This window comes from Kitasatospora sp. NPDC058406, assembly GCF_042722765.1.
Lineage (GTDB): Bacteria > Actinomycetota > Actinomycetes > Streptomycetales > Streptomycetaceae > Kitasatospora.
Genome location: NZ_JBHXKE010000147.1, coordinates 3,235 through 23,353, shown reverse-complemented (window position 1 = coordinate 23,353; position 20,119 = coordinate 3,235). Strand labels below are relative to the sequence as shown.

Here is a 20,119-nt window from a genome sequence, read left to right as displayed (position 1 = left end):
AGAACGGGCCGGGGGCCCGCCCCACCCGCTTCTACGACGCGGGGTAGGGCGGGCCCCTCACCGACAGCAGGATTCTGGTCGAGTTTCAGGACGGCGAGGGTATGACGGCGGGCCTGGTGCCGAACTGACTCCCATGCCATCGGGCTAGTAACGCCGTCAGGCGTATCCGCTTGCGGAGGAGATCGAGGCCGCGGCATGCATGGACAGCGCCGCCGACCACCCGGACGCCGCTCAGCGTGCTCCGGTGCGGTGCGTCGCCGAGGAACTGCCGTGGCCGGCCGAGCAGGTGCCCGTGGTCTACCGGCACGGAGACTTCGCCACTCGCTGGCTGTGGGACGGCCCGACCGGAGGGGTGCGTCAGACGGCGGGCACCGTGATCGTGGCGGTGACCGTCGGCCGGCCCGTCCTGGTGGTGGTGAAGGCGGCGGTGACACCGGTGCCGCACGGGACGGTGCTCGCCACCGGGTCGACCGTGATTCCGCCGGGCGGCACGACGGCGCCGAGGTTCTCGCGATCCAGGCTTGCGCCGCCGGTGGTGCGGAGTTCCAACTCGAACGAGGCCAGCCGCGCGGGCCCTCCTGCCGATGACGCCCGCCGACGGATGGGCGAGGGACCGTCAGCGATCGAGGAGGGCGTCGCGAACGGCGCGTTCCACCAGGGGCGCGGCGTTGGCGTGTTCCCTGGCGTTGGGGTGGAGGAGTGTGGCGCGTTTGCCGATGGCGGCGCAGTCGAACGGCAGGCCGCCGGGCACCGCGGTCGGCCAGAAGGGCTCGGCGTCGCCGCAGATGCCCTCGATCCACTGGGTGTCCTCGGGGGCGCACACGTCATGGCCCACGCTGGAGGTGTAGAGGTCGACGTATGTGTCGCCGCGTTTCGCCGCTTCCGTTCGAATGATCGTATTCATGACCTTCAGCGCGTCCTCGCGCAGCCAGTCGATGTCGGCGGGGCTGATCGGACCGAGCTGCGTGGGTTCGCCGCCGCAGGCGCTGCCCCGCTCCGGCAGGACGGCCGGGTAGCCGACCGTGATGACCCTGGCGTGCGGGGCGGCTCGGTGGATCGCGCCGAGCATCCGGCCGTACTCGTCGCGGATCCTGGCGAGTTTCGCGTCGAGGCCCTCCACGCCCTCCGGTGGATTCGTGTAGTACGCCGCGCAGGAGACGTGCGCGAGGGCGAGGTTCAGGCATTCGCCGAACGGGAGGCTGATCGCGCCGATGCCGACGGTGACGACATCGGTGCGGTCTCCGAGTCGGGCCCGCCGGATCTGCGGATCCACCGCGGGCCACCCGGCGGGGTCCCCGGCGGGCGGCTGCACCGGACTGGTCGGCTGCTGCCTCTCGCGGGTGATGTTGCCGATGGCGGCGTTGTCGCAGCTGACGTCGGTCAGGTTCACGGGCCTGTCCGGCGGGCGGGCGGCGAGCGCCCGCCCTACGAGGTCGGGGTAGGCGTGGGCGGTCCGATCACATCCGTCCCGTGACGCGCTGCCCAGTGCGGGCCGCGGGTCCCCGATGAAGAGGCCGGCGGTGTAGGAGTCGCCCAGGGCGGCCCACTCGTAGCGATCCCTGCTGCTGCCCTCGGCCGCGGCCGAGGGCAGCAGCAGGGTCACCGCCAGCACGGACAGTCCCACCATCGGTGCTCGGGCGCGCAGACGGCTTGAGGGGTGTCGCACGGTTCCTCCGTGGCATGGGACGAGGCCGGGCCGGGGCACGGCTCCGGACGGCACGCGGTGCGCACGAGAAGTGTTCCGCATGCGTAGCACCCATTCCCGCACGGCCTGGCCGTTTCCACCGGCCGGGCCGACCAATCGGATTCCTCGCTGTGCTCCTGTGGGGATAGTTCGCATGCCGGTCCGGCCCGTGTCGGGGACGGGGCGGGTAGGCATCGGTGGGCCGTCGCCACCGTCGACGGCCCACCAGCCACTTCCGGGGACAGATATGACGATCAGAACTCACAGTGGACCGCCCGGGGTCATCGTCTGCGGTTGTTCCAGAGGATGGCGGCGGCCAGGATCAGGGCCGCGCGGGTGTGCCGGGAGGTGGTCGAGGTCTGGTTGCGGCCGGGTTTCGCCCCGTTGGTCGCGATGCGCAGGGTGAGGTCGTTGCCCGCGAGGTTGCGAAGGATTTCGCGTCCCTGTTGCAGGCCGCCGGGGGCGGCGATCATGAGTTCGAGTGCGGTTCGGGCGGCCTGCTGTTCGGAGAGGGTCTCCCGGGCGAGGCCGAACATGATGGTGCGCAGGTTCTCGGCGAAGACGTCGGTGATGGACAGTTCGGGGCAGAGGTGACGGATGGATCCTTCGAGGTTGGCGAAGGACTTCCCGAGGAGTGCGATGACGGGGCTGGACTGGATGCCGCGGCGTGTGGCGTGGGTGAGGACGGCGGTGAGGGTGACGCCGAAGTTGAGGTGTTCCAGCGAGGCGGAGGTGACCTTCGGCACGAGGGCCGCGATGTCGGTGCGGAAGCCCGCGAGGTCGGCCCAGGGGGTGGGGTGCCCCATCTCGGTCCAGGTCTTCGCCAGTCCGGTACCGTCGTTGGCGGCCACGTTGAGCAGGGCCAGGACGAGGCTCCGGCTGGCGTTCGCCTCGACGCGGCCGACCATGCCCCAGTCGATCAGGTGGGCGGGGTGGCCGGGAGAGACGAAGACGTTCCCGGGGTGGGGGTCGGCGTGGAAGTAGCGGTCGAGGAAGAACCCCTGGAACATGAACGCCATCAGGTCCCGTCCGATACCGGTGCGCTCGTCGGTGGTGAACGCGGCGGGGTCGGCGTCGCGGACCGAGGTGCCGGGGGCGAGGGACTGCACGAGGACCCGCCGGGTGGGATCGAGGAGGACGAGAGGGACGGTCAGGTGTTCGATGTCCTCGGTCAGGCGCAGGGCGATGCGCATGTTGGCGGCCTCCTTGCGGAAGTCGCTCTCGCCCGCCATGGCGTCGAAGAGCACCCCGAGCATGGCCGGCAGGTCGATGACGGTGGTGAACCGAGGGGCGGCGCGGGCGATCACGCGGGCCATCTTGCGTAGGACGGCCATGTCCTGGGCCATGACCGTCTCCACGCCGGGGCGCTGAATCTTCACCGCGGCCGAAGTGCCGTCGGCCAGGACGGCTCGGTAGACCTGGGCCAGCGACGCCGCGCCGAGCGGTGCGTCGGTGTCGATATCGCGGAACAGGCGCGGCCAGCGCGGCCCGAAGTCCTCGGCCAGGACGGGTTCGAAGAGGTGGAACGGCGCCGGGGTGACCTGGTCGTGGAGCTGTTCGAACTCCGCGAGCATCGCCGGGGGCACGAAGTCGGGGCGGGTGGAGAGCATCTGCCCGACCTTGATGTAGAACGGCCCGAGGGACTGCAACGCCTCCCGCACCGCCCGCGCGCTCTCAAGCCCGTCTCCCCCGTCGGCACCACCGCCCGCGCGCCCGGAGCGGCGTACCTCCTCCACGAGCAGGCGGCCCAGCACACCGGCCACGTACCGACCGCGAGCGGACACACAGCCTCCAAGGACAGTCACACCGGCGCCGGTGGATTCCCGCACGTGGTGGACGGGCCGATGTCACCGGCACCGCAATGTCACCGGCGCCGCCGGCGCGGCGGGGTGCCGCGCCGTGAGGTTCCGTCTACAGGTCCCGGTCGGGAGGGAAGCCGTCACCGGTCACATCCAGCAGGGGCCTCGCCGGTCCCGGTGGTCGGCCGGATCGCCGGTCATGCCCGGGCAGCACCGGGGCAAGAGCGGTGAGGAGCACCTGGGCGAGGACCTGGTAGGTGTACTCGACTCCGCTCTCGCCGTCCCTGACCCGGAAGCACCGTCCGCGCCGCACATCGTCGGCCAGAGCCTCCAGAGTGACCGGGCGACGCGTGCGCGCGTCAAGCAGTCGCCCGCCCTCCATCCGGACGAGGAGGCGCTCGGCCTCCGCACCCTCCTCGGGAGGCATGGTCACGCACGTCCCGTCGGGGACCGGTCCGGCGCCGGAGCAGGTGCTGACGTCTCGACCAGGTGACCGATCTTCTCCTGAAGCGCGGACAGCTCCGCGCCCACCCGGCGCAGTTCCTCCGCCCGGGCCGCCTGGTCCCCGGTGGCCTCGCGGGCCCCGGCGACGCCCCTGCCCTTCCCGTCGTCCTCGTCGTCCAGGAAATCGATGACCGCCTCGCGGAACTTGCCGTCCACGCGTGCCGCGCAGTCGAGGAGATCGTAGGCGCCGTCCCTGAGACCGTCCATGACGGCACCGGCGAATTTGATGATGCCGCGGCGCGGCCAGCGACTACCCATGGAAAGTTGCTCCTTCGGCTCGGTCCCGCCGTGAACGACGGCTCTGGCCGAAGGGATTCCCCTGCTCTCCCCGCACACACCGCTCAGGGGTCTGCGATTGCCCGGTGGGCGGGGCGCGCGGAAGCACACAAGAATCGCTCGCGGGTGGCCGAGCGCCGGAGCGTAACCGTTCTGTAGGTGCACGAACCAGCCATGCGCCGGAGGCGTGCATCGTCGACGAACATTCACCTCCACCGTAGCCGCGCACCCCCTTCCGCAGGTTCGTGGCCGAAGTAATCCTTAGTACACATGCGACTTTGCCGGGATCGGCCCGAATTGCTGCGGGGCCGGTGCCATGTGTGAGGCCCGCCGCCGCGCGTCCGCACGCCGACGGAGCCGATCGACACGACCACCTCTTCGACGGGAGTACGGTATGACCGCCGTCCACCTGCCCCAGCCCACCGCTGCCCCGCCCGCACCCGACCCGGCGCGCCGGCGTCCCACCCGTCAGGTGCGGGTCGGTGACCTCCTCGTCGGCGGTGGCGCGCCGGTCACCGTCCAGTCCATGACCACCACCCCCACCGCGGACATCGACGCCACCCTGCGGCAGATCGCCGAGCTCACCGCCGCCGGCTGTGACATCGTCCGGGTCGCCGTACCCTCCCAGGACGATGCCGACGCCCTCGCGCAGATCGCCGCGAAGTCACGGATCCCGGTGATCGCCGACATCCACTTCCAGCCCAAGTACGTGTTTCAGGCGATCGACGCCGGCTGCGCGGCGGTGCGCGTCAACCCGGGCAACATCATGAGGTTCGACGACAAGGTCCGTGAAATCGCCGCCGCCGCCTCGGCCGCCGGGATACCGATCCGCATCGGCGTCAACGCCGGCTCCCTCGACCAGCGGCTACTGGCCCGGCACGGCGCAGCCACCCCCGAGGCCCTGACGCAGTCCGCGCTGTGGGAGTGCGCGCTGTTCGAGGAGCACGGCTTCACCGACCTCAAGATCAGCGTGAAGCACCATGACCCCCTGACGATGATCGCCGCCTACCGCCTGCTCGCCGCCCGGTGCGACTACCCCCTCCACCTGGGAGTGACGGAGGCCGGACCGCCACCGCAGGGCACCATCAAGTCCGCCACCGCCTTCGCGATCCTGCTGGACGAGGGCATCGGCGACACCATCCGCGTCTCCCTGACCGCACCGCCCGTCGAGGAGGTCAAAGCCGGCATCCAGATCCTGCAGTCCCTCGGCCTGCGGCCCCGCCAACTGGAGATCGTCTCCTGCCCCTCCTGCGGGCGCGCCCAGGTCGACGTCTACCGGCTCACCGCCAGGGTCCAGGCCGCGTTCGACGGCTTCCCCCACCCCCTGCGCGTCGCCGTCATGGGCTGCGTCGTCAACGGCCCCGGCGAGGCCCGCGAAGCCGACCTCGGCGTCTCCTGCGGCAACGGCAAAGGCCAGATCTTCATCCGCGGCGAAGTCGTCAAGACCGTGCCCGAAGCGCAGATCGTCGACGCACTCCTCGAAGAGGCCCTCAGCCTCACCGGCCCCGCCAACGCCCAGGGCGGCACCCCGTGACCACGCTGACCGCGCCCTGCGCCCCGCTTGACCCGGACGGCATCCGGGCGGCCGTCGACGCCGTGCTCGAGACCTTTCTCGACGAGCAAGAACACAGCGCCCCCGAGCTGCCGGAGATCGCCCTGTTCACCGGCCGGCTCCGGACCATGCTCGCCGCCGGCGGCAAGCGCATCCGCCCCCTGCTGTGCGTCACCGGCTGGACCGCCATCACCGAACAGGCACCGCCTCCCGCGCTCCTGCGCGTGGCCGCCTCCCTGGAGCTGTTCCACGCCTTCGCCCTCATCCACGACGACATCATGGACAACTCCGACACCCGCCGCGGCCGGCCCACCGCCCACCGCGCCCTCGCCGCCCACCACCGGCACCGCCCCGGCGCGGACGCCCTGGGGGTGAACACCGCGATCCTGCTGGGTGATCTCGCCCTCGGCTGGTCCTACGAGCTCCTCCACGCCGACGACATCCCCTCCACCCGCCTCCGCAGCGTCTGGAGGCTGCTGAACGCGCTGCGCACCGAGACCCTGGTCGGCCAGTACCTGGACCTGACCGCGGCAGGGGACCCCACCGCGGACGCCGCCACGGCGTGGCGCATCATCCGCTACAAGACCGCCAAGTACACCATCGAGCGGCCCCTGCAGCTGGGCGCCGCCCCGGCCGACGCCGACCCCGCCCAGCTGCGTTCCCTGTCCGCCTACGCGATCCCGCTCGGTGAGGCGTTCCAGCTGCGCGACGACCTCCTCGGCGTCTACGGCGACCCGGAGCGGACCGGCAAGTCCACCCTGGACGACCTGCGCGAGGGCAAGCACACCGTCCTGGTCTCCACCGCCCTCAACCGGGCGACTCCCGCCCAGCTGCGCACGCTGACCAGTCTCCTGGGCGACCCCTCCCTCGACCAGGCCGCGGCGGACGCGCTGCGGGCGGTACTCACCGCCACCGGGGCCGCGGGCGCCGTCGAACAGATGATCGACGCCCGGCTGCGCACCGCCCGACAGGCACTGCACGGCGCCGCCCTGCGGCCCGCCGCCACCGCCGCGCTGCACCGCCTCGCCACCTCGGTGGCCACCCGCACGTCCTGACGAAGGAGCGCCCGTGCACGGCCCGGCCCGCCCTCGACCCAGACCGCCACCGCGCCGCACACACCCTCGGGGCACCCCCCCTCGGAGCCCCACCCGAGCCCACCCCACACCACCCCCACCACGACGGAGCACGCCATGGACACCATCACGGACGCCACCACCCCCCGGATGCTCGACCTGCCGCCGCTGTACTGCCCCATCGACGCGGCCCTCCACCCCGAGCACGACAGCATCGACCGCGACGCCCGGACCTGGCTCGACCGCTACCGCCTCTACACCAGCGACATCGACCGAGCCTGGGTCATCGCGCGGAAGTACGCAGAAGCGATGGCCCGCATCTACCCCGACGGGATCACCGACCGCGTCGGGCTCACCGCCCGATGGCTGCACTGGATCTACTACGTCGACGACGTCCGCATGGAAACCGCCGTCACCCCCGACAAGCTCGCTTCGGCGATCGGCCTCACCAGCCACCTGCTCCGCGTGATGGAGTCCCCGACCACCGAACCGGCGGCAGATCAGACCGGCCCCGTCGCCGCCCTGCAGTCGCTCATGCACTCGGTCCAGGCCGTCGCCACCCAGACCCAGCTCTCCCGGTTCGTCGACGCCCACCGCAAGTGGTTCCACGCCATCCTGTGGGGGATGGCCGACCCCGCCCTCTCCAGCCTGGACGAATTCGTACACCAGCGGATGCTGAACGCCGGCGGCGCCGCCAGCATGTGCTGGTCGGAGATCACCAACGGGGAGGAGATCCCCAACGCCGAACTGCACTCCCCCGCCATGCGCGCACTGCAGGAGTCGTCCTTCCTGATGATGGCCCTCGACAACGACCTCCTCTCCTACAATCGCGAGCTGCTCATCGACAAGACCCACCTCAACGTCGTGATGCTGCTCGCCCGGCTCAACGACTGCCCGCCCGAGCAGGCCGTCCACCAGGCCGTGGCCCTGCGAGACCGCCTGACCACACTGTTCCTGAAGCTGCGCGAGCAGGAACATCCCAAACTGAGCGCCCCCGCAAGGGCCTACGTCGCGGACCTCGCCCACGCGATCCGCTCCAACCTCGACTGGGGATCGCACTCCCCCCGCTACACCGCCGTGACCTCCCGCACCCAGCTCCCCCCGCCCAACCCCACCCCCATCCCCCTGACCCTCACCGACCACCCCAGCGACCCCAGCACCGAACCCCTGCCCTGCCCCACGATCGCCTGGTGGTGGCAGCAACTGCACACCTGACCACCCAACCGAACCGCCGAACGGCGAACTCCGCCCAAAGCCATGCCAGTTGCCCGGCAGGACTTCGAGATCGCAGCGGAGGCCCGTGACCAGGTCCGGCCGACGCGGGGAATTGATCTTCCAGTCGCCGGGAACGGCATCCCACGAGGACGGACAACAACACAGGCCATGCGATTGCGTCGGTTGGCCCCGCACCCGCAGGTGGACAATCCGCTCGCCGTCCTTCGGGAGGTCGCGCAGGTGAGCGGATCGTCCACCCCGACCGCACGGGTGCAGCACGGCCGGGCGGGACCACGTGCTGCACCCCGGGGACACCATGACGGACGGCCCGCTCCCGGCTGCGGACAACATGCCGGTCTGGCAGGGACAACGTGGCGCCACACCCCGTATCGTCCCGCTGCTGCACCATGTTGCCCCGGGATACGGCACGTTGTCCCGCGAAACTGCCGCACCGTGTCGTCGTGCTGCACGGAGGTGCCGCTGCGGTGCTGCACGAAGGTGTCACTGACGCGGAGTGCAGCACGACGCGCCCCGGTCGGGCCGCGCTTGCCCCGCCACGCCGGGCAGCCGGCCTTCCGCGCCGTGGGGGGTTCGGGCGGGACGACTCGCCGGCCGGGCCGACCGCCGAGGACGAGAACGCAGGAGCAGAGCGAGCCGGCTACGGCCGGGCGCTGTCGGTGGCGACGATGGCGGTCAGCGGGATGGACAGGTAGAGGTGCTCCCACAGACGCCGGGTCGCGGTCCCGAGTGGTTCGCCCGTCCAGCGCATGTTCTCGCGGCGCAGGTTCTGGACGGTCTCGTGTACGAGAGCCGCGTCCAGCTGCCGCAGCAGTCCGCGGTGCTCCGGTCTCAGGAGCCGTTCGATCGTGGTGGCGAGTTCGTCGCGCTCCGGACGCCCTGCGGCGTGCCCGGGCCGGGTGGCCGGGGGGTGGGTGCGGTGACCGTCGGCGCCGGCCGCTTCGCGCAGCCGGTTCGGGAGGTCTCCGCAGCCCCGGGTCCCGACGATGCTGAGCGCCGCCGGTCTGCCGTGGTCGAGGACGCGGGAGGCCAGCACGATCAGTGCGGTGTCGACACACACCGACGCGCCGGACTGCTTCGGAGGCTGCGCGGCCCCGGCCGGGGCGGGGCCGGTGTTCTGTGTTCCTGCCATGACGCAGAGCCTGTCCGGCCTTGGCCTTCGCGGCGAGCCCGGGGCACCCTGCCGGGTGACACTGGGGCAGTAGGCCCGCAGACCGTGCCGGTGCCGCAGCGCACGGGGGCTGGACTGGGCCAACCAGCCCGCCCTGGTCGAGGACGCGCGCGGCCGGCAGATGCTCGCCTCCTGGGCTAACTCACGGCCGCCTGCACCGCCGCGGACGACCTCGCCCAGGCCGTCGAGGAGGTGTTCCCCCAGCACTGGGACGCCGAGATCATCTGCGGCTTCCCCGGCCTCGGTACCCGGCTCGGTGCCCGGATCCCGGCCGAGATATGCGACGACCGAGAACGCTTCGGCGACGCCCGCGGCCTCCATGCCTACGCCGGCGCATCCCCCGTCACCCGGGCCTCCGGCAGGAAGTCCAGCACCACCAGCCGCTGGGTGAAGAACGACCGCGTCAACCACGCCGGCTGCCTCTGGGTCTTCTCCGCCATCACCGCCTCGCCGGCGCGAAGGCCCACTACAGGTGCCGCCGTCACGACCACGGCGACTGGCACACCGCCGGCCAGCGCAAGCTCTTCAACCGGAAACGCCACGAAGTTAGAGGTGGGTGCGGTTGGTCAAGAGGTGTCCTTGACGGGGTGTCCGGGGCCGGTCGGATGCCAGTCGGCGGCGAGCGCGTAGGTGGCGTTCGCCATCTCGTCGAGGATGCCTTCGCGGGTCCAGCGGCCAAGCTGCACGTAGGGGCTGTCGTAGCTGGTGATACCGCGCTCGTTCGCCAGGTCACGGGCGTGCCAAATCCGGCTGGGGGCAGTGCGCATCAGCTGCAGGATCCTGTTGCGTTGCCCGCCTTCGCCGGAGGCTGCGGTTGCAGTATCGACGGCCGCTTCTCCCGCTACGTCACCCAGGGCCGCGCCGAAGGCAGCCGGCCCGCCACCAGTCCGACAACCGTGCAAAACCCACCGAGTGGATCGCCGACGTCCGTCCCACCCCGCCGCACCGCCTCCGTACGTCCGGACCGGACGCGGACGACAACGCGGCCCACCCCGTCCCTCGCCACACGCGCGGCCTCAGGTGTCCTTGCCACGCAGCGCGGCCCGGGTCGTCCTCAACTTGCGCAACACTGCCGCGACATGGTGCTCGGCGGTGCGCGGAGAGACGAACAGCGCGGCGGCGATGTCGCGGTTCCCCTCACCTGCGGCGAGCAGCGCCGCCACCTCGCGCTCGCGCGGTGACAGCTCGTCCCCGTACCCCGTGCGCCCCCGCGGGTTGGTGGGGACGGGGCCGAGCGTCCGCAGCCGTCGGCGGCAGCGCGAGCCGTCGCTGGTCGCGCCGAGCGCGTCGAACGCAGCCAGCACGCGGCCGAACCGGGCCCGGCCGTCCCAGGGGTCCACGGCGGCCAGGGCCAGTGCCGCCCGTTCCGCGGCGAGCGCCGCCTCGTACGGCCGGCCGACGGCCTCCCAGCGACCGCCGGCCCGGTCGAAGGCCTCGAACGCGGCACCGGGATCGTGCTCGGCGAGCACCAGGCCGCGGCACAGGTCCTGCTCGGCCTCCGCTCCTGGGCACTCCCCGTCGCGGATGCCGTCGGCGTGTTCCTCCAGCAGCGTCCGGGCACCGGTCCGGTCGCCGACCGCCAGGGCGGCCTCGACGGCCGCCGGCAGAACTCCGAAGGCGAAGGGCCACAACCTCCTGGCACGCACGCTGTCCAGGGCACCGGCCAGCGAGGCCCGGGCCGCGCCGGCGTCCCCCCGGGCGAGGTGGAGCCGGGCCGTCCCGGCGGCCGCGCCGAGGGCCAGGCTGCTCGTCGGATCGTGGGCCACCACACGTTCGAAGAGCGCAGCGGCCCGTGACGCCTGTCCGCGGGCCGCTGCTATCACGCCCTGGGCGGTTCCCAGCAGTCCGGTGTCGGTCAGCGGGCTGTCGCGGAACCTGACGCGGTAGGCCGCCAGCTCCGCGTCCCAACGCTCCCAGTGCCCGCCGGTCCAGGTGAGCAGGAGCCGGTACGACTCGCCGTAGGCCGCCAGCGCGGTGAAGTGGATGCGCTCGCTGATGGCGAGCGACTCCTCGTTCCAGGTCGGCGCCCGCTGGTCGAGCCCGACGAAGACGGCGGCCTCGGCGGCACCCGACAGGGCGATCGCGGTGGCCCGCAGCACCCGCGAGTCGTCGTCGACCCTCGGCAGCGCGGCGAGGAGGGAGGGGATGCGCGGGTCCGCCGAGCCGAGCAGCAGGGTGATCTGGTTGGCGCGGACGACCGCGTGGGCCAGCCGGTCCGGCGTCCGCTCCAGCAGGCGCAGAGCGCGCGCCATCCAGGCCGTGCGCTCCTCCGCCGAGGCCGCGCCGGTGTCGGAGACCGCCAGCACGGACATGTTCCTGGCCGCGAGCGCGGGATTGACCTCCTCCAGTTCGAGCGCCGCCTTCTCCATCTCGTCCCGGCCGACCGGGTCACCGGCCTGGTTGAGCAGCACGTTGGCAAGGTGCGACCTGATCTCGCCGCCCACGGCCGACGGCAGGCCCGGGGTGGCGAGGATCCGGCGCAGGGTGCTCACCGACCCCGGTGCGTCGATGCTGAACTGCACGGTGCCCGCGAGCGCCAGTGCGGTCTCCCCGAGCCGCTCGGTGGCGAGCCCCGGCTGGTCGAGGACCTGCCGCAGCAGCGTCACCGCGGTGCCGATGTCGCCGACCTCGGCCGCCTGGTCCGCCGCCGCGCGGGCCTCGGTGATCCAGGTGTCGTCCCCGAGCGCGCGGGTGTGGTGCGCGATCTGGACGAGCGGCGGCGGGTCCTGCTCGCGCAGCACCGCCAGGACCCGCCGGTGGGCACGGATGCGCACCGGCCCCGGGAGCATGTCGTACACCGCCTGCCGGGCCAGCGCGTGCCCGAACCCGTAGGCGTCCGGCCCTCGTTCACGCAGGACAGCGGCGTCCAGCGCCGCCAGCAGTGCCTCGTGCGCCCGTTCCTCGTCCAGACCCGCGATGGCTCCGAGGACGCCTGCTCCCCCCGGGACTGCGAGCACCGCGGCCCCCCGGACCAGGGCCGTCGCGTCCGGCCCGAGCAGGCCGATCCGCGCGGCGAGCAGCTCGCGCAGGCTCCGGGGCACCCGCAGCTCCGTCTCTCCGTCGGCGCCCGCGGCCGGATCACGGCCGGCGAGAGTGATCAGGTCCTCCTCCAGGACGAGCGGCAGTCCCTCGCTGCGTTCGGCCAGGAGGTGCACGACGGACGCGGTGGCGCCCTGGCCGAGGACGGAGCGGGCGAGCGTCCCCATGGCTTCCCGCCCCAGGGGCAACAGGCTGAGCTCGGCGCCGGCGGTGCCCGGTTGACGCCGCAGCGCCGACCCCAGGACCGGCGCGCCCGACGGAAGGTCCTCACCACGGTAGGTGAGCACCAGTGCCGTGTCCGCCGGCAGCCCGCTCGCCAGCAGGACCAGCAGCTCCTGCGTGGCCTCGTCCGCCCAGTGCACGTCCTCGACCACCAGCACCACCGGAGCGACCGCCGCCAGCAGGGCCCGCACCGCTCCGGCCACCAGGTGGCGCTGCCCCGACGGTCCGGGGACCTCCACCGGCGTCGGCGGGAGCCGCCCGGCCAGGCCCGGCAGCAGCGGTCCGAGCACGCCCACCGCAGGGTCGATGGCAGCGTTCGCGGGGAGCTGCGGGCCGAGCGCGCCCAGGGCATCCACGACCGGCCCGTAGGGCAGGGGCTCGCGCAGCGGGTGGCACGCGCCGGTGACGACGGTGACACCGTCCGCCCGGAGGGCCGCGGACGCCTCGGTGACCAACCGCGACTTGCCGATCCCGGCCTCGCCCTCGACGAGGACGACCGTCGGCGGCGCCGACAGTGCTCCGAGCAGCGCCCGGAACTCGCGGTCCCGTCCGACGAAGGGCAGATCACCCGCCCGGGCTCCGCTCTGTACGGGTTCCGGTTCCGCGCCCCGTGAAGCCACCACACGCTCCGATCCGCCGCTGCCCGTGCCGGAGGGGCCGGAGCCGGGCGATGCAACCGTCTGCCGTACGACCAGCCTATGCGGTGGCGGCCGGGCGGGCCTCGACAGGCAGGCCGGCCCGAACGTATGGGTTCGACAGCCCGTGGCGGGGACCACGACGACCGCCGACAGCCGCGACATTCCCACCCTCGCCGGGGGTGACGGTGGCAACCCACCCGCGCATGCCGGGCATCCGCCGCACCGGGCACGGCTGGCGTGCGCCACGCGTGGAACGGCTGCCGGATCGGGGCGGACCGGCCGCGGGCGACACCGGCCGCTGCCGTTCCCCGGACCGCCGACGACCGGGACCGGGACCGGGATGCGCAACCGGGGCTCCGGTTGTCCACGGCGGGGCCGTGCACGAGCGAGGGGCGGGTCAGCCCCTGCCCGCTCCGCTCAGCCGAGGGCGGAGCCCTCGAGAGAGGCGAGCCGGCGGTGTTCGAGGACCGCGGCGAAGGCGTAGGCGCCACCTCCCGCAAGGGTGAGGACCCAGTAGAGCCCGGGGGTGTGGAGCAAGAGCGCCGCAGTGGAGACCAGAGCGAGCCAGACGCCGAGGGCGTAGTGCAGCACGTTGCGGCGTACCGCGCCCTCGGCGAGGTAGAGCAGGCCGACGACGAATCCGGAGCCGGTGGGCCAGAGGACGGCCGGGAGCTCCGGCGCGTCGAGCACGGATGTGAGGCCGGTGACGGCGAGGGCCAGGGCGGTGAAGGCCGCGATCCAGGCAGCGCCGAGCAGTCTGCCGGCGAGGACGTCCGGCGCCGGGGCTCCGCGCTGGGCCCGTACGGCCGCGGCGGTGGCGAAGACGACGCCGACCGCGAGCCCGCTTCCGAGAAGCATCACGGGCAACCAACCGGGCAGGTCCAGCCAGGGGTCCTCCCCCTCGGAAGCTGCGGCGGTGCCGTGGCCGAGCAGGTAGGCGAGGCCGAAGCTGACGTAGGACGCACGGTTGTCGACGTCGCGCGGGCCAGAGGTCGGACGGGCCTGGGCCGTGGGCGGCGAGAGGGTGGTGTAGCTGGACATCGTGGAGGCCTCCGGAGTGCTTCGCGGCTGCGTGCGCGGGTCGAAGAGGGACGGCGGGCCGGGTTTCGCCGGTCGTCACCGTGCCCGGCGTGGAGTGGCGCGGCGTGGTGCGGTGTCAGGCGGGCTGTTCGGCGCGTGCCTTGAGGTGGTCGAGCCAGGTCTCCAGCGAGGTCCTCAGGGCTGTGGCGAGTTCCTCGACCGCGCTGTCGACGGGGTCACCGCTCCAGGACTCCTCGGTGCGGACGACGACACCGGCGCCGGTCTGTTCGAAGGTCCACACATGGATGCCGACGATGCCCTCGACGATTCCGTCCCAGACGATCCGCCGGCCGGGGACGAGTTCGCGGATGGTGGAGGTGATGTTCATCCCGTGGGTGAGCCAGGTGAAGCTGTCGCCGGCCGAGGGCGGGCCGCCGAGCCGGGCCCGGTCGATGTCGGCGTTCCAGTCCGGCCAGTTGTCGATGTCGGTGTGCAGAGACCAGACGGTGTCGAGGGAGGCTTCGATCGTCCTCGTCAGGCTGACGACGACAGGGGCGGTGGTGTCGACGGCTTGCATGGGGTGTCCTTGTCGGTTCTCGGGGCGGTTCGGGTGGGCCGGGGTTCTGGATCAGGTGGCCGGTGAGCGGTGGTGGGGCGCCTCCGCGGCGGTCAAGCGGGCCGGCCGCCCGGCTGCCGGACCGTGGGCGTTGACCTCCCACCTGGTCCTCGGTCCGACAGTCCGGCACCGGTATGGATCTGCGGCAGAGCGACGTTCACGAGCGAAGTGGCGAGCATCGCGGTGAACTGCGCCGCAGCCAGGGCCTCGCGTGCGGTCCCCGAGCGGGAGTTCCGGTCCTGCGTGCGTCGAAGGTTCATGGCGCACAGCCTCGCGTCGGGCGGTGTCCACTTTCCATGCCCGGCAGCGGAGATGGCTGTCCGATTCTGTCCGCTCCTGTCCACCCGGCCAGGACGCCGGCGTCAGACGGAGCGTGGGCCGGGCGGGCCACCATCTGAGAAGCGGCTCGGGTCTACGCAAGCGCGAAGACCCGCCTCCTCAGGTATCGCAAAGTCCTACCTTGTGCTGTGGGCTACCGCCAGACTGGGCGCCGTGCTCCTCGACCTTCGCCGCCCGGCTGTTGCGCCCAGGAGGCCCACACAGTGCTCATGGCCCATTTCAGCCGGGCACAGGCCGGGCGGACCAGGAGCCGTCCCGGTCAGGCTGGCCTCCCGCACGGTGCGGTTCTACCGTGGGGGTACCAGTGCATATCTCCGGAGCGCGCCATGATCGTCATCATTGGGCTCGTCATCCTGGTCGCCGCGGTCGTCGTCGGCGTGGCCGGTGTCCTCACCAACACCGGCAGCGGACACGCGCTCACCGGCGGGTTCGAGGTGTTCGGCTACCACGTCACCGGCTCCACCGTCGCCCACCGAAACCGGTCGCACCCCTTCGGGCACCGCTCCGACCCCGGAGGCCCGGAGACACCACCACGCGCGGACCGCTGACCGCGGACCGCTGACCGGCCACCGCGCCCATGCCCTCGCGAGCGCGCCCCGGCAGTTGGCTCCCGAAGCGCGGCGAGCCATAAGTATCAGCAAGAAGATCGCGCAGAGGACAGAAGCGGTCAACGGTGGCGCCAGAAGACCGTGGGCCGCGTCACCGGCAGTCGGCGTCGGCAGGCCGAGGGCCGCAGCGACCAGATCAAGGGCAACACCAAGCAGGCGGGAGCGAAGATCAAGGACGCCTTCACACACTGATCACTGCGCCCCACCGCAGACTCGAATCGGCCCGAGGGCGCCGGGCCGTCCCGGCCGTACGGGGTGCATCGTTCGGCCCGACACGGGAAAGGCGCACATCCATGGCCACAGGAAACGGTTCTGCCGCACGGGCCAAATCCCAAGGACAGCGCCTCGCCGACAGCCACGCCATGGACATCACGGCCAGGATCGGACTCTGCGCCCGAGGCGTGATCTACGTGCTGGTGGGGGCCCTGGCCATACAGATCGGCTTCGGCGACAACAGCGGCCAGCAGGCCGAACGGTCCGGCGCGGTGGGGACCATCGGCGAGCAGCCGTTCGGTCGCGTCCTGCTGTGGGCGCTGGTGGTGGGGCTGGCGGCGATGGCGCTGTGGCGGCTGTCCGAGGCCGCGTTCGGACCGGCAGGATCGGACAGGGGCAAGTGGACGGTGCGCCTGGGCTTCCTGGGGTTGGCGGTGTTCTACGCCGTGATCTCCATCGCCGTGGTGCAGACCGTCCTGGTGGGCGGGTCCTCCGGAAGCCGCTCCAGCAACCAGACCTCCAAGGAATACACCTCCAAGGTGCTGGGCTGGCCCGGCGGCCGGCTACTCGTCGGCGCGGTCGGAGCCGTCCTGATCATCGTCGGCACAGTGATGGCCGTGCGCGCCGCGATGCGCGCATTCGAGAAGAACCTCCAGACGAACAGGATGAGCGAACGAACACGCCGGATCGTCGCAACACTGGGCATCATCGGCGGCGTCGCCTGTGGCGCCGTCGCAGCGGTCGCCGGCCTGTTCATCCTGCTCGCCGCGGTGAAGTTCGACCCCAACCGTGCCAAAGGCCTCGACGAGACACTGCGCTCGTTCGCCGACACACCCGCCGGACCCGTGCTCCTCATCGCCGCAGCGGTCGGCCTCGTACTGTTCGGCCTCTACTCGTTCTGCGAAGCCCGCTGGCGCAAGACCTCCGAACACCCAGACCCGCCCGCGTCTTGACCGCAGGCACCCGGCCAAGCAGCCGACCGGCCCCAGGCGCCCGGTCCACACCCGGAGCCGTGAGCAGTACCGACCCGAAGGAGCCCCCGGTCACGGTGTCGGGGACCGTCGGACGCAGGAGACAAGGCACTTCCCCTGCTACGGGTCCCGCGATCATGTCGTAGGAGTGGTTCCGCGAGCCGGCCGTCCGGCCGGACGGACGGCCGAGGCCGAAGCCGGTACCCGGCCGTGTTCGCCGGAATCGCGGAGACCAGGTCAGCGGGGAGGAGGGCTGGTTCGGTCCGGTCGGCAGTAGCGGTGGACGAGTTCGGCATGGCCGGGGAAGCGGGTCATGAGGTCATGGGCCCGGCCGAGGGTCATGTCGGCGTAGTCGAACCCGGGCACGACCGCCTCGCTGATCAGGGCATGGTCCCCGGCGGTGAGGTGGGAGGCCTTCCACACGCCTCCCGGCACGGCGAGGGTGAGGAGTTGCCCCTGGCCGGGGTCCTGGCCGAGGACGGCGGTGGTGTGGCGGCCGTCCGGATGGAGCAGGTGGTAGGTGACCGGTTCGCCGTGATGGTGGAAGTGCAGGATGTCGGACTTGTTCAGGTGCCAGTGTCCGACGTCGTCGATGACCTCCCCGACCAGGCGCAGCACGTCGCCCTTCAGGTCCTGCACTCGGCGGGCGTGGCACTCGGACTCGACGGTCCGGACGGTCGCCGTGGTCACGGTGGTCTCCCTGCAGGTAGCTGCTGCACTTCGGGGTCCGGCCGTACCGGCCGAAGTCGCCCCGGGCAGGAAACGAGGGAGCGGCCGAGCGCCGAACGGGCCGCCGCCGAGATCCACTCCCGAGAGCGGGGCCGCCGCACACCGAGCCGGTCCGTCAGTGGCCGATCAACCGGCGCGAGGTTGACGCCGCTCCGAGAACCGGTTCGGCCCGGACCGGCCCGATCCTCGACGGCAACGATTGCGCCGTCGACGCCCGGTACGCCGCGCTCCGTCGGGATCCACACCTGCGGGCGCGAGATCGAAGCGGTATGACCGCTTTGGTCATTTCGAGTATTCTTTTCAGTCTTTGCGCTCATTTGAGGTTTTACAGGAGGAATCTTCATGGACATCGGTCAACCGCCGGTGCCGGCGGTGTTGCCGGCGATACCCCGGCGGGAGCGGTACAGGACGCTGGGCGGTTCCCTCTTGGTGCTGGCCCTCGTGTTCGCCTACGTGGGGTTCTGGACGATCTGGGACGAGCACACCTCCGGCAAGGAGGAGGTGCGGCCCGGCACGGTGGTCACCGTGTCCGATCACGTCTCCTTCGTTCCGGCGAGCGGCTGGTCGCTGGAGCGCGCGGAGACCACCCCGGGGCAGCGTGCGGTGGTGACCGGCAAGTCCAGTGCGTTCGTCGTCTCGACGGCGGAGTGGATGGGCACCCTGGAGGAACAGACCGCCAGGGAGAAGAAGATCCTCCGAGCCGACGGAAAGGTCCACCTGTACGGCAACGACCAGTCCTTCCACACCGGCAACGGCCTGACCGGTGTGAAGTTCTCCTACTTCACCTCCGGCATCGAGGGCACCATGTGGATCGCCTACGACCCCGGAGCGAAGACCGTGGTCACCCTCAACGGGCAGAGCGCATCCGGCACACTGCCCGCCGCGGCGGGCGAGTTCCAGCAGATGGTCGACAGCGTCACGACAGGGGACCGGGCATGAGCACACTGCACCAGCCGTTCACCCCGCACCGCCGACTGAGCGCCGCGGCCCTGGTCGACGAACGCGCCCCGATCGGCGTGGACGGGTTCTTCCAGCCCCGCCGCGCCGCCTTCTGGCTCTACGTGTTCTTCCTCGCCAACGGCGTCTTCTCGATGGTGTCCAACTTCACCCTCGGATTCCGCATCGTGCCGGCGGCCGTGGTGTTCGCCACCCTGCTCTGGACGCTGTACGCGGTCCCGTTCCTGCTCTTCTTCCGCTCGCTCGACCTCTTCGAGCAGCACCCTCCGCTGGGCTTCGCCATGGCCTTCGGCTGGGGCGGCTTCGCGGCCTGCTACCTGGCACTCCCGGTCAACTCGGCCGTCCAGTCGCTGTCCGCCAAGCTCTTCGGCCCGCAGTTCACCGCCGAGTGGGGCCCAGCGCTGGCCGGGCCGATCAACGAGGAACTCCTCAAGCTGCTCGGCGTCGTCGTACTGATCATGATCGCCCGGACCCAGTTCCGCACGATCCTGTCCGTCGTGGTCGTCGGCGCGATGATCGGCCTAGGCTTCCAGATCGTGGAGGACCTCCTCTACTCGGTCAACACCGCGATCCAGTTCCCCTACGCCAACCAGATCGCCCCGGTCGGACTGATGTTCCTGGTACGCGGTGTGATCACCGGCATCTGGAGCCACGCCCTCTACACCTCGGTCGCCGCCTTCGGCATCGGATACTTCGTCACCCGCCGCCACGAACCCCTGATCCGGCGCACCGCCGTCGCCGTCGGCGCGTTCGCCCTGGCCTGGTCCATGCACTTCTTCTGGAATTCCCCCTGGCTGCAGGACATCGGGGGCGGGGGCGGGGGCGGCATGGTCGTCCTCTCGCTGGTCAAGGGCCTGCCGATCCTCGCCGTCGGCTACCTGCTGTGGAAGCTCGCCGGACGGGAGGAGGGCACCCAGATCCGCGCCGTCGCCGACCACTACCTCGACGACGACCTCATGACCCCCGAGGAACGCGACGCCCTCGGATCCCTGCACGCACGCCGCCACCTGCGCACGCACATGAAGAGGACCCACGGCCGCAAGGCCGCCCGCACCCTCCACCGGCTCCAGCGCGCCCAGCTGCACCTGATCCGCGTCTGCGAGGAGAACGGCACCGGCCTCCCCGCCGCCCGCGCCGCCCAGGACGTCACCGCCCTGCGCGCCGACCTCGCCGCCACCACCCGCACACCCGCCACGACAGGGGCAGCCGCGGCCCCGAACGCCGGGTAGTCCCCCAGCGCCGGCCCCGCCGCCCCGGCCAGGGGCGGCAACGGGGCGACCGACAGTCACGCCGTCACTGCGCATCCTCAGGCCACAGAACCGTGCGGCTGTTGAGGACACAGCACACCGAGACGGCCGAGCGGCGGGGGGGGGCAAAAGGCCCCCGCCCCCGCGCCCCCCCCCCCCCGGGAGCGGTTTCCAAAATTTTTTTTTTTAGGTAAAAAATCTGGACGGGTATTGCAGGCCCGTGGAAAA

Annotated in this window: 18 protein-coding genes and 1 pseudogene; 8 read left to right on the top strand and 11 right to left on the bottom strand. The window is 71.8% G+C overall.

What is annotated here, in order from left to right; genetic code table 11:
- Positions 1-357: 357 nt before the first annotated feature.
- From ACFWOG_RS26025 to ACFWOG_RS26005, 5 genes are all read right to left on the bottom strand, one after another.
- Positions 358-549 carry a hypothetical protein gene (locus tag ACFWOG_RS26025; RefSeq protein WP_380361182.1) on the bottom strand — a complete coding sequence of 64 codons (192 nt, stop codon included), beginning with the start codon at positions 547-549 and terminating at the stop codon, positions 358-360.
- Between the two features lie 67 nt (positions 550-616).
- A complete protein-coding gene (locus ACFWOG_RS26020; protein WP_380361181.1) occupies positions 617-1,666 on the bottom strand; it encodes an SGNH/GDSL hydrolase family protein in 1,050 nt (349 codons plus the stop codon).
- Between the two features lie 299 nt (positions 1,667-1,965).
- Positions 1,966-3,468: an ABC1 kinase family protein gene (locus ACFWOG_RS26015; RefSeq protein ID WP_380361180.1), complete on the bottom strand. Its 1,503-nt coding sequence runs from the start codon at positions 3,466-3,468 to the stop codon at positions 1,966-1,968.
- Positions 3,469-3,595: 127 nt separating this feature from the next.
- Positions 3,596-3,910 (bottom strand): polyhydroxyalkanoate synthesis regulator DNA-binding domain-containing protein, encoded by a 315-nt coding sequence (locus ACFWOG_RS26010; RefSeq protein WP_380361184.1) that lies wholly within the window; start codon positions 3,908-3,910, stop codon positions 3,596-3,598.
- Between the two features lie 2 nt (positions 3,911-3,912).
- On the bottom strand, positions 3,913-4,245 hold the full coding sequence (locus tag ACFWOG_RS26005) for a hypothetical protein (protein ID WP_380361179.1): 333 nt from the start codon (positions 4,243-4,245) through the stop codon (positions 3,913-3,915).
- A 412-nt stretch (positions 4,246-4,657) separates the two neighbouring features.
- Between ACFWOG_RS26005 and ispG the strand changes: the two genes are divergently transcribed.
- The 3 genes from ispG to ACFWOG_RS25990 all read left to right on the top strand — a co-directional run bounded on the left by ispG (position 4,658) and on the right by ACFWOG_RS25990 (position 8,103).
- Complete coding sequence (ispG, locus tag ACFWOG_RS26000; RefSeq protein ID WP_380361178.1) at positions 4,658-5,797, top strand: flavodoxin-dependent (E)-4-hydroxy-3-methylbut-2-enyl-diphosphate synthase; 1,140 nt, start codon at positions 4,658-4,660, stop codon at positions 5,795-5,797.
- Positions 5,794-6,870: a polyprenyl synthetase family protein gene (locus ACFWOG_RS25995; RefSeq protein ID WP_380361177.1), complete on the top strand. Its 1,077-nt coding sequence runs from the start codon at positions 5,794-5,796 to the stop codon at positions 6,868-6,870. The genes ispG and ACFWOG_RS25995 overlap by 4 nt, the downstream gene beginning before the upstream one ends.
- 135 nt (positions 6,871-7,005) lie before the next feature.
- Positions 7,006-8,103 carry a hypothetical protein gene (locus tag ACFWOG_RS25990; protein WP_380361176.1) on the top strand — a complete coding sequence of 366 codons (1,098 nt, stop codon included), beginning with the start codon at positions 7,006-7,008 and terminating at the stop codon, positions 8,101-8,103.
- A 658-nt stretch (positions 8,104-8,761) separates the two neighbouring features.
- Here ACFWOG_RS25990 and ACFWOG_RS25985 read toward each other — a convergent pair.
- Positions 8,762-9,253 (bottom strand): hypothetical protein, encoded by a 492-nt coding sequence (locus ACFWOG_RS25985; RefSeq protein WP_380361175.1) that lies wholly within the window; start codon positions 9,251-9,253, stop codon positions 8,762-8,764.
- Between the two features lie 124 nt (positions 9,254-9,377).
- Between ACFWOG_RS25985 and ACFWOG_RS25980 the strand changes: the two are divergent.
- Positions 9,378-9,825 (top strand): annotated as a pseudogene (locus tag ACFWOG_RS25980) (transposase); the annotation flags it as partial.
- Between the two features lie 33 nt (positions 9,826-9,858).
- On the opposite strand, the gene ACFWOG_RS25975 reads toward ACFWOG_RS25980, so the two are convergent.
- The 4 genes from ACFWOG_RS25975 to ACFWOG_RS25960 form a co-directional block, all read right to left on the bottom strand.
- The gene (locus tag ACFWOG_RS25975; RefSeq protein ID WP_380361174.1) at positions 9,859-10,059 is read right to left on the bottom strand and encodes a hypothetical protein; all 201 of its coding nucleotides are present in this window, start codon (positions 10,057-10,059) and stop codon (positions 9,859-9,861) included.
- Positions 10,060-10,308: 249 nt separating this feature from the next.
- A complete protein-coding gene (locus tag ACFWOG_RS25970; protein WP_380361173.1) occupies positions 10,309-13,173 on the bottom strand; it encodes an ATP-binding protein in 2,865 nt (954 codons plus the stop codon).
- Between the two features lie 435 nt (positions 13,174-13,608).
- A complete protein-coding gene (locus tag ACFWOG_RS25965) occupies positions 13,609-14,232 on the bottom strand; it encodes an ABC transporter permease (protein WP_380361172.1) in 624 nt (207 codons plus the stop codon).
- Positions 14,233-14,347: 115 nt separating this feature from the next.
- Positions 14,348-14,788 (bottom strand): SRPBCC family protein, encoded by a 441-nt coding sequence (locus ACFWOG_RS25960; protein WP_380361171.1) that lies wholly within the window; start codon positions 14,786-14,788, stop codon positions 14,348-14,350.
- 704 nt (positions 14,789-15,492) lie between these two features.
- On the opposite strand from ACFWOG_RS25960, the gene ACFWOG_RS25955 reads away from it, so the two are divergent.
- Together ACFWOG_RS25955 and ACFWOG_RS25950 are read left to right on the top strand one after the other, a co-directional pair.
- Complete coding sequence (locus ACFWOG_RS25955) at positions 15,493-15,714, top strand: hypothetical protein (RefSeq protein WP_380361170.1); 222 nt, start codon at positions 15,493-15,495, stop codon at positions 15,712-15,714.
- Positions 15,715-16,067: 353 nt separating this feature from the next.
- Positions 16,068-16,940, top strand: coding sequence for a DUF1206 domain-containing protein (locus ACFWOG_RS25950; protein ID WP_380361169.1), 873 nt, complete (start codon positions 16,068-16,070; stop codon positions 16,938-16,940).
- Positions 16,941-17,195: 255 nt separating this feature from the next.
- Here the strand turns inward: ACFWOG_RS25950 and ACFWOG_RS25945 are convergent, their stop codons facing one another.
- Positions 17,196-17,648 (bottom strand): cupin domain-containing protein, encoded by a 453-nt coding sequence (locus ACFWOG_RS25945; protein WP_380361168.1) that lies wholly within the window; start codon positions 17,646-17,648, stop codon positions 17,196-17,198.
- A 381-nt stretch (positions 17,649-18,029) separates the two neighbouring features.
- On the opposite strand from ACFWOG_RS25945, the gene ACFWOG_RS25940 reads away from it, so the two are divergent.
- Together ACFWOG_RS25940 and ACFWOG_RS25935 are read left to right on the top strand one after the other, a co-directional pair.
- Entirely contained in the window at positions 18,030-18,626 is a 597-nt protein-coding gene (locus ACFWOG_RS25940) for a hypothetical protein (RefSeq protein WP_380361167.1), read from the top strand.
- Positions 18,623-19,873, top strand: coding sequence for a PrsW family intramembrane metalloprotease (locus ACFWOG_RS25935; protein WP_380361166.1), 1,251 nt, complete (start codon positions 18,623-18,625; stop codon positions 19,871-19,873). Before ACFWOG_RS25940 ends, ACFWOG_RS25935 begins: the two co-directional genes overlap by 4 nt.
- Positions 19,874-20,119 lie beyond the last annotated feature (246 nt).

Coding starts and splice junctions, on each gene's coding strand:
- ACFWOG_RS25965 (WP_380361172.1), bottom strand. CDS start 14,232: ATGTCCAGCTACACCACCCTCTCGCCGCCCACGGCCCAGGCCCGTCCG.
- ispG (WP_380361178.1), top strand. CDS start 4,658: ATGACCGCCGTCCACCTGCCCCAGCCCACCGCTGCCCCGCCCGCACCC.
- ACFWOG_RS25955 (WP_380361170.1), top strand. CDS start 15,493: ATGATCGTCATCATTGGGCTCGTCATCCTGGTCGCCGCGGTCGTCGTC.
- ACFWOG_RS26005 (WP_380361179.1), bottom strand. CDS start 4,245: ATGGGTAGTCGCTGGCCGCGCCGCGGCATCATCAAATTCGCCGGTGCC.
- ACFWOG_RS25950 (WP_380361169.1), top strand. CDS start 16,068: ATGGCCACAGGAAACGGTTCTGCCGCACGGGCCAAATCCCAAGGACAG.
- ACFWOG_RS25975 (WP_380361174.1), bottom strand. CDS start 10,059: ATGCGCACTGCCCCCAGCCGGATTTGGCACGCCCGTGACCTGGCGAAC.
- ACFWOG_RS26010 (WP_380361184.1), bottom strand. CDS start 3,910: ATGCCTCCCGAGGAGGGTGCGGAGGCCGAGCGCCTCCTCGTCCGGATG.
- ACFWOG_RS25985 (WP_380361175.1), bottom strand. CDS start 9,253: ATGGCAGGAACACAGAACACCGGCCCCGCCCCGGCCGGGGCCGCGCAG.
- ACFWOG_RS25935 (WP_380361166.1), top strand. CDS start 18,623: ATGAGCACACTGCACCAGCCGTTCACCCCGCACCGCCGACTGAGCGCC.
- ACFWOG_RS25960 (WP_380361171.1), bottom strand. CDS start 14,788: ATGCAAGCCGTCGACACCACCGCCCCTGTCGTCGTCAGCCTGACGAGG.
- ACFWOG_RS25990 (WP_380361176.1), top strand. CDS start 7,006: ATGGACACCATCACGGACGCCACCACCCCCCGGATGCTCGACCTGCCG.
- ACFWOG_RS25940 (WP_380361167.1), top strand. CDS start 18,030: ATGGACATCGGTCAACCGCCGGTGCCGGCGGTGTTGCCGGCGATACCC.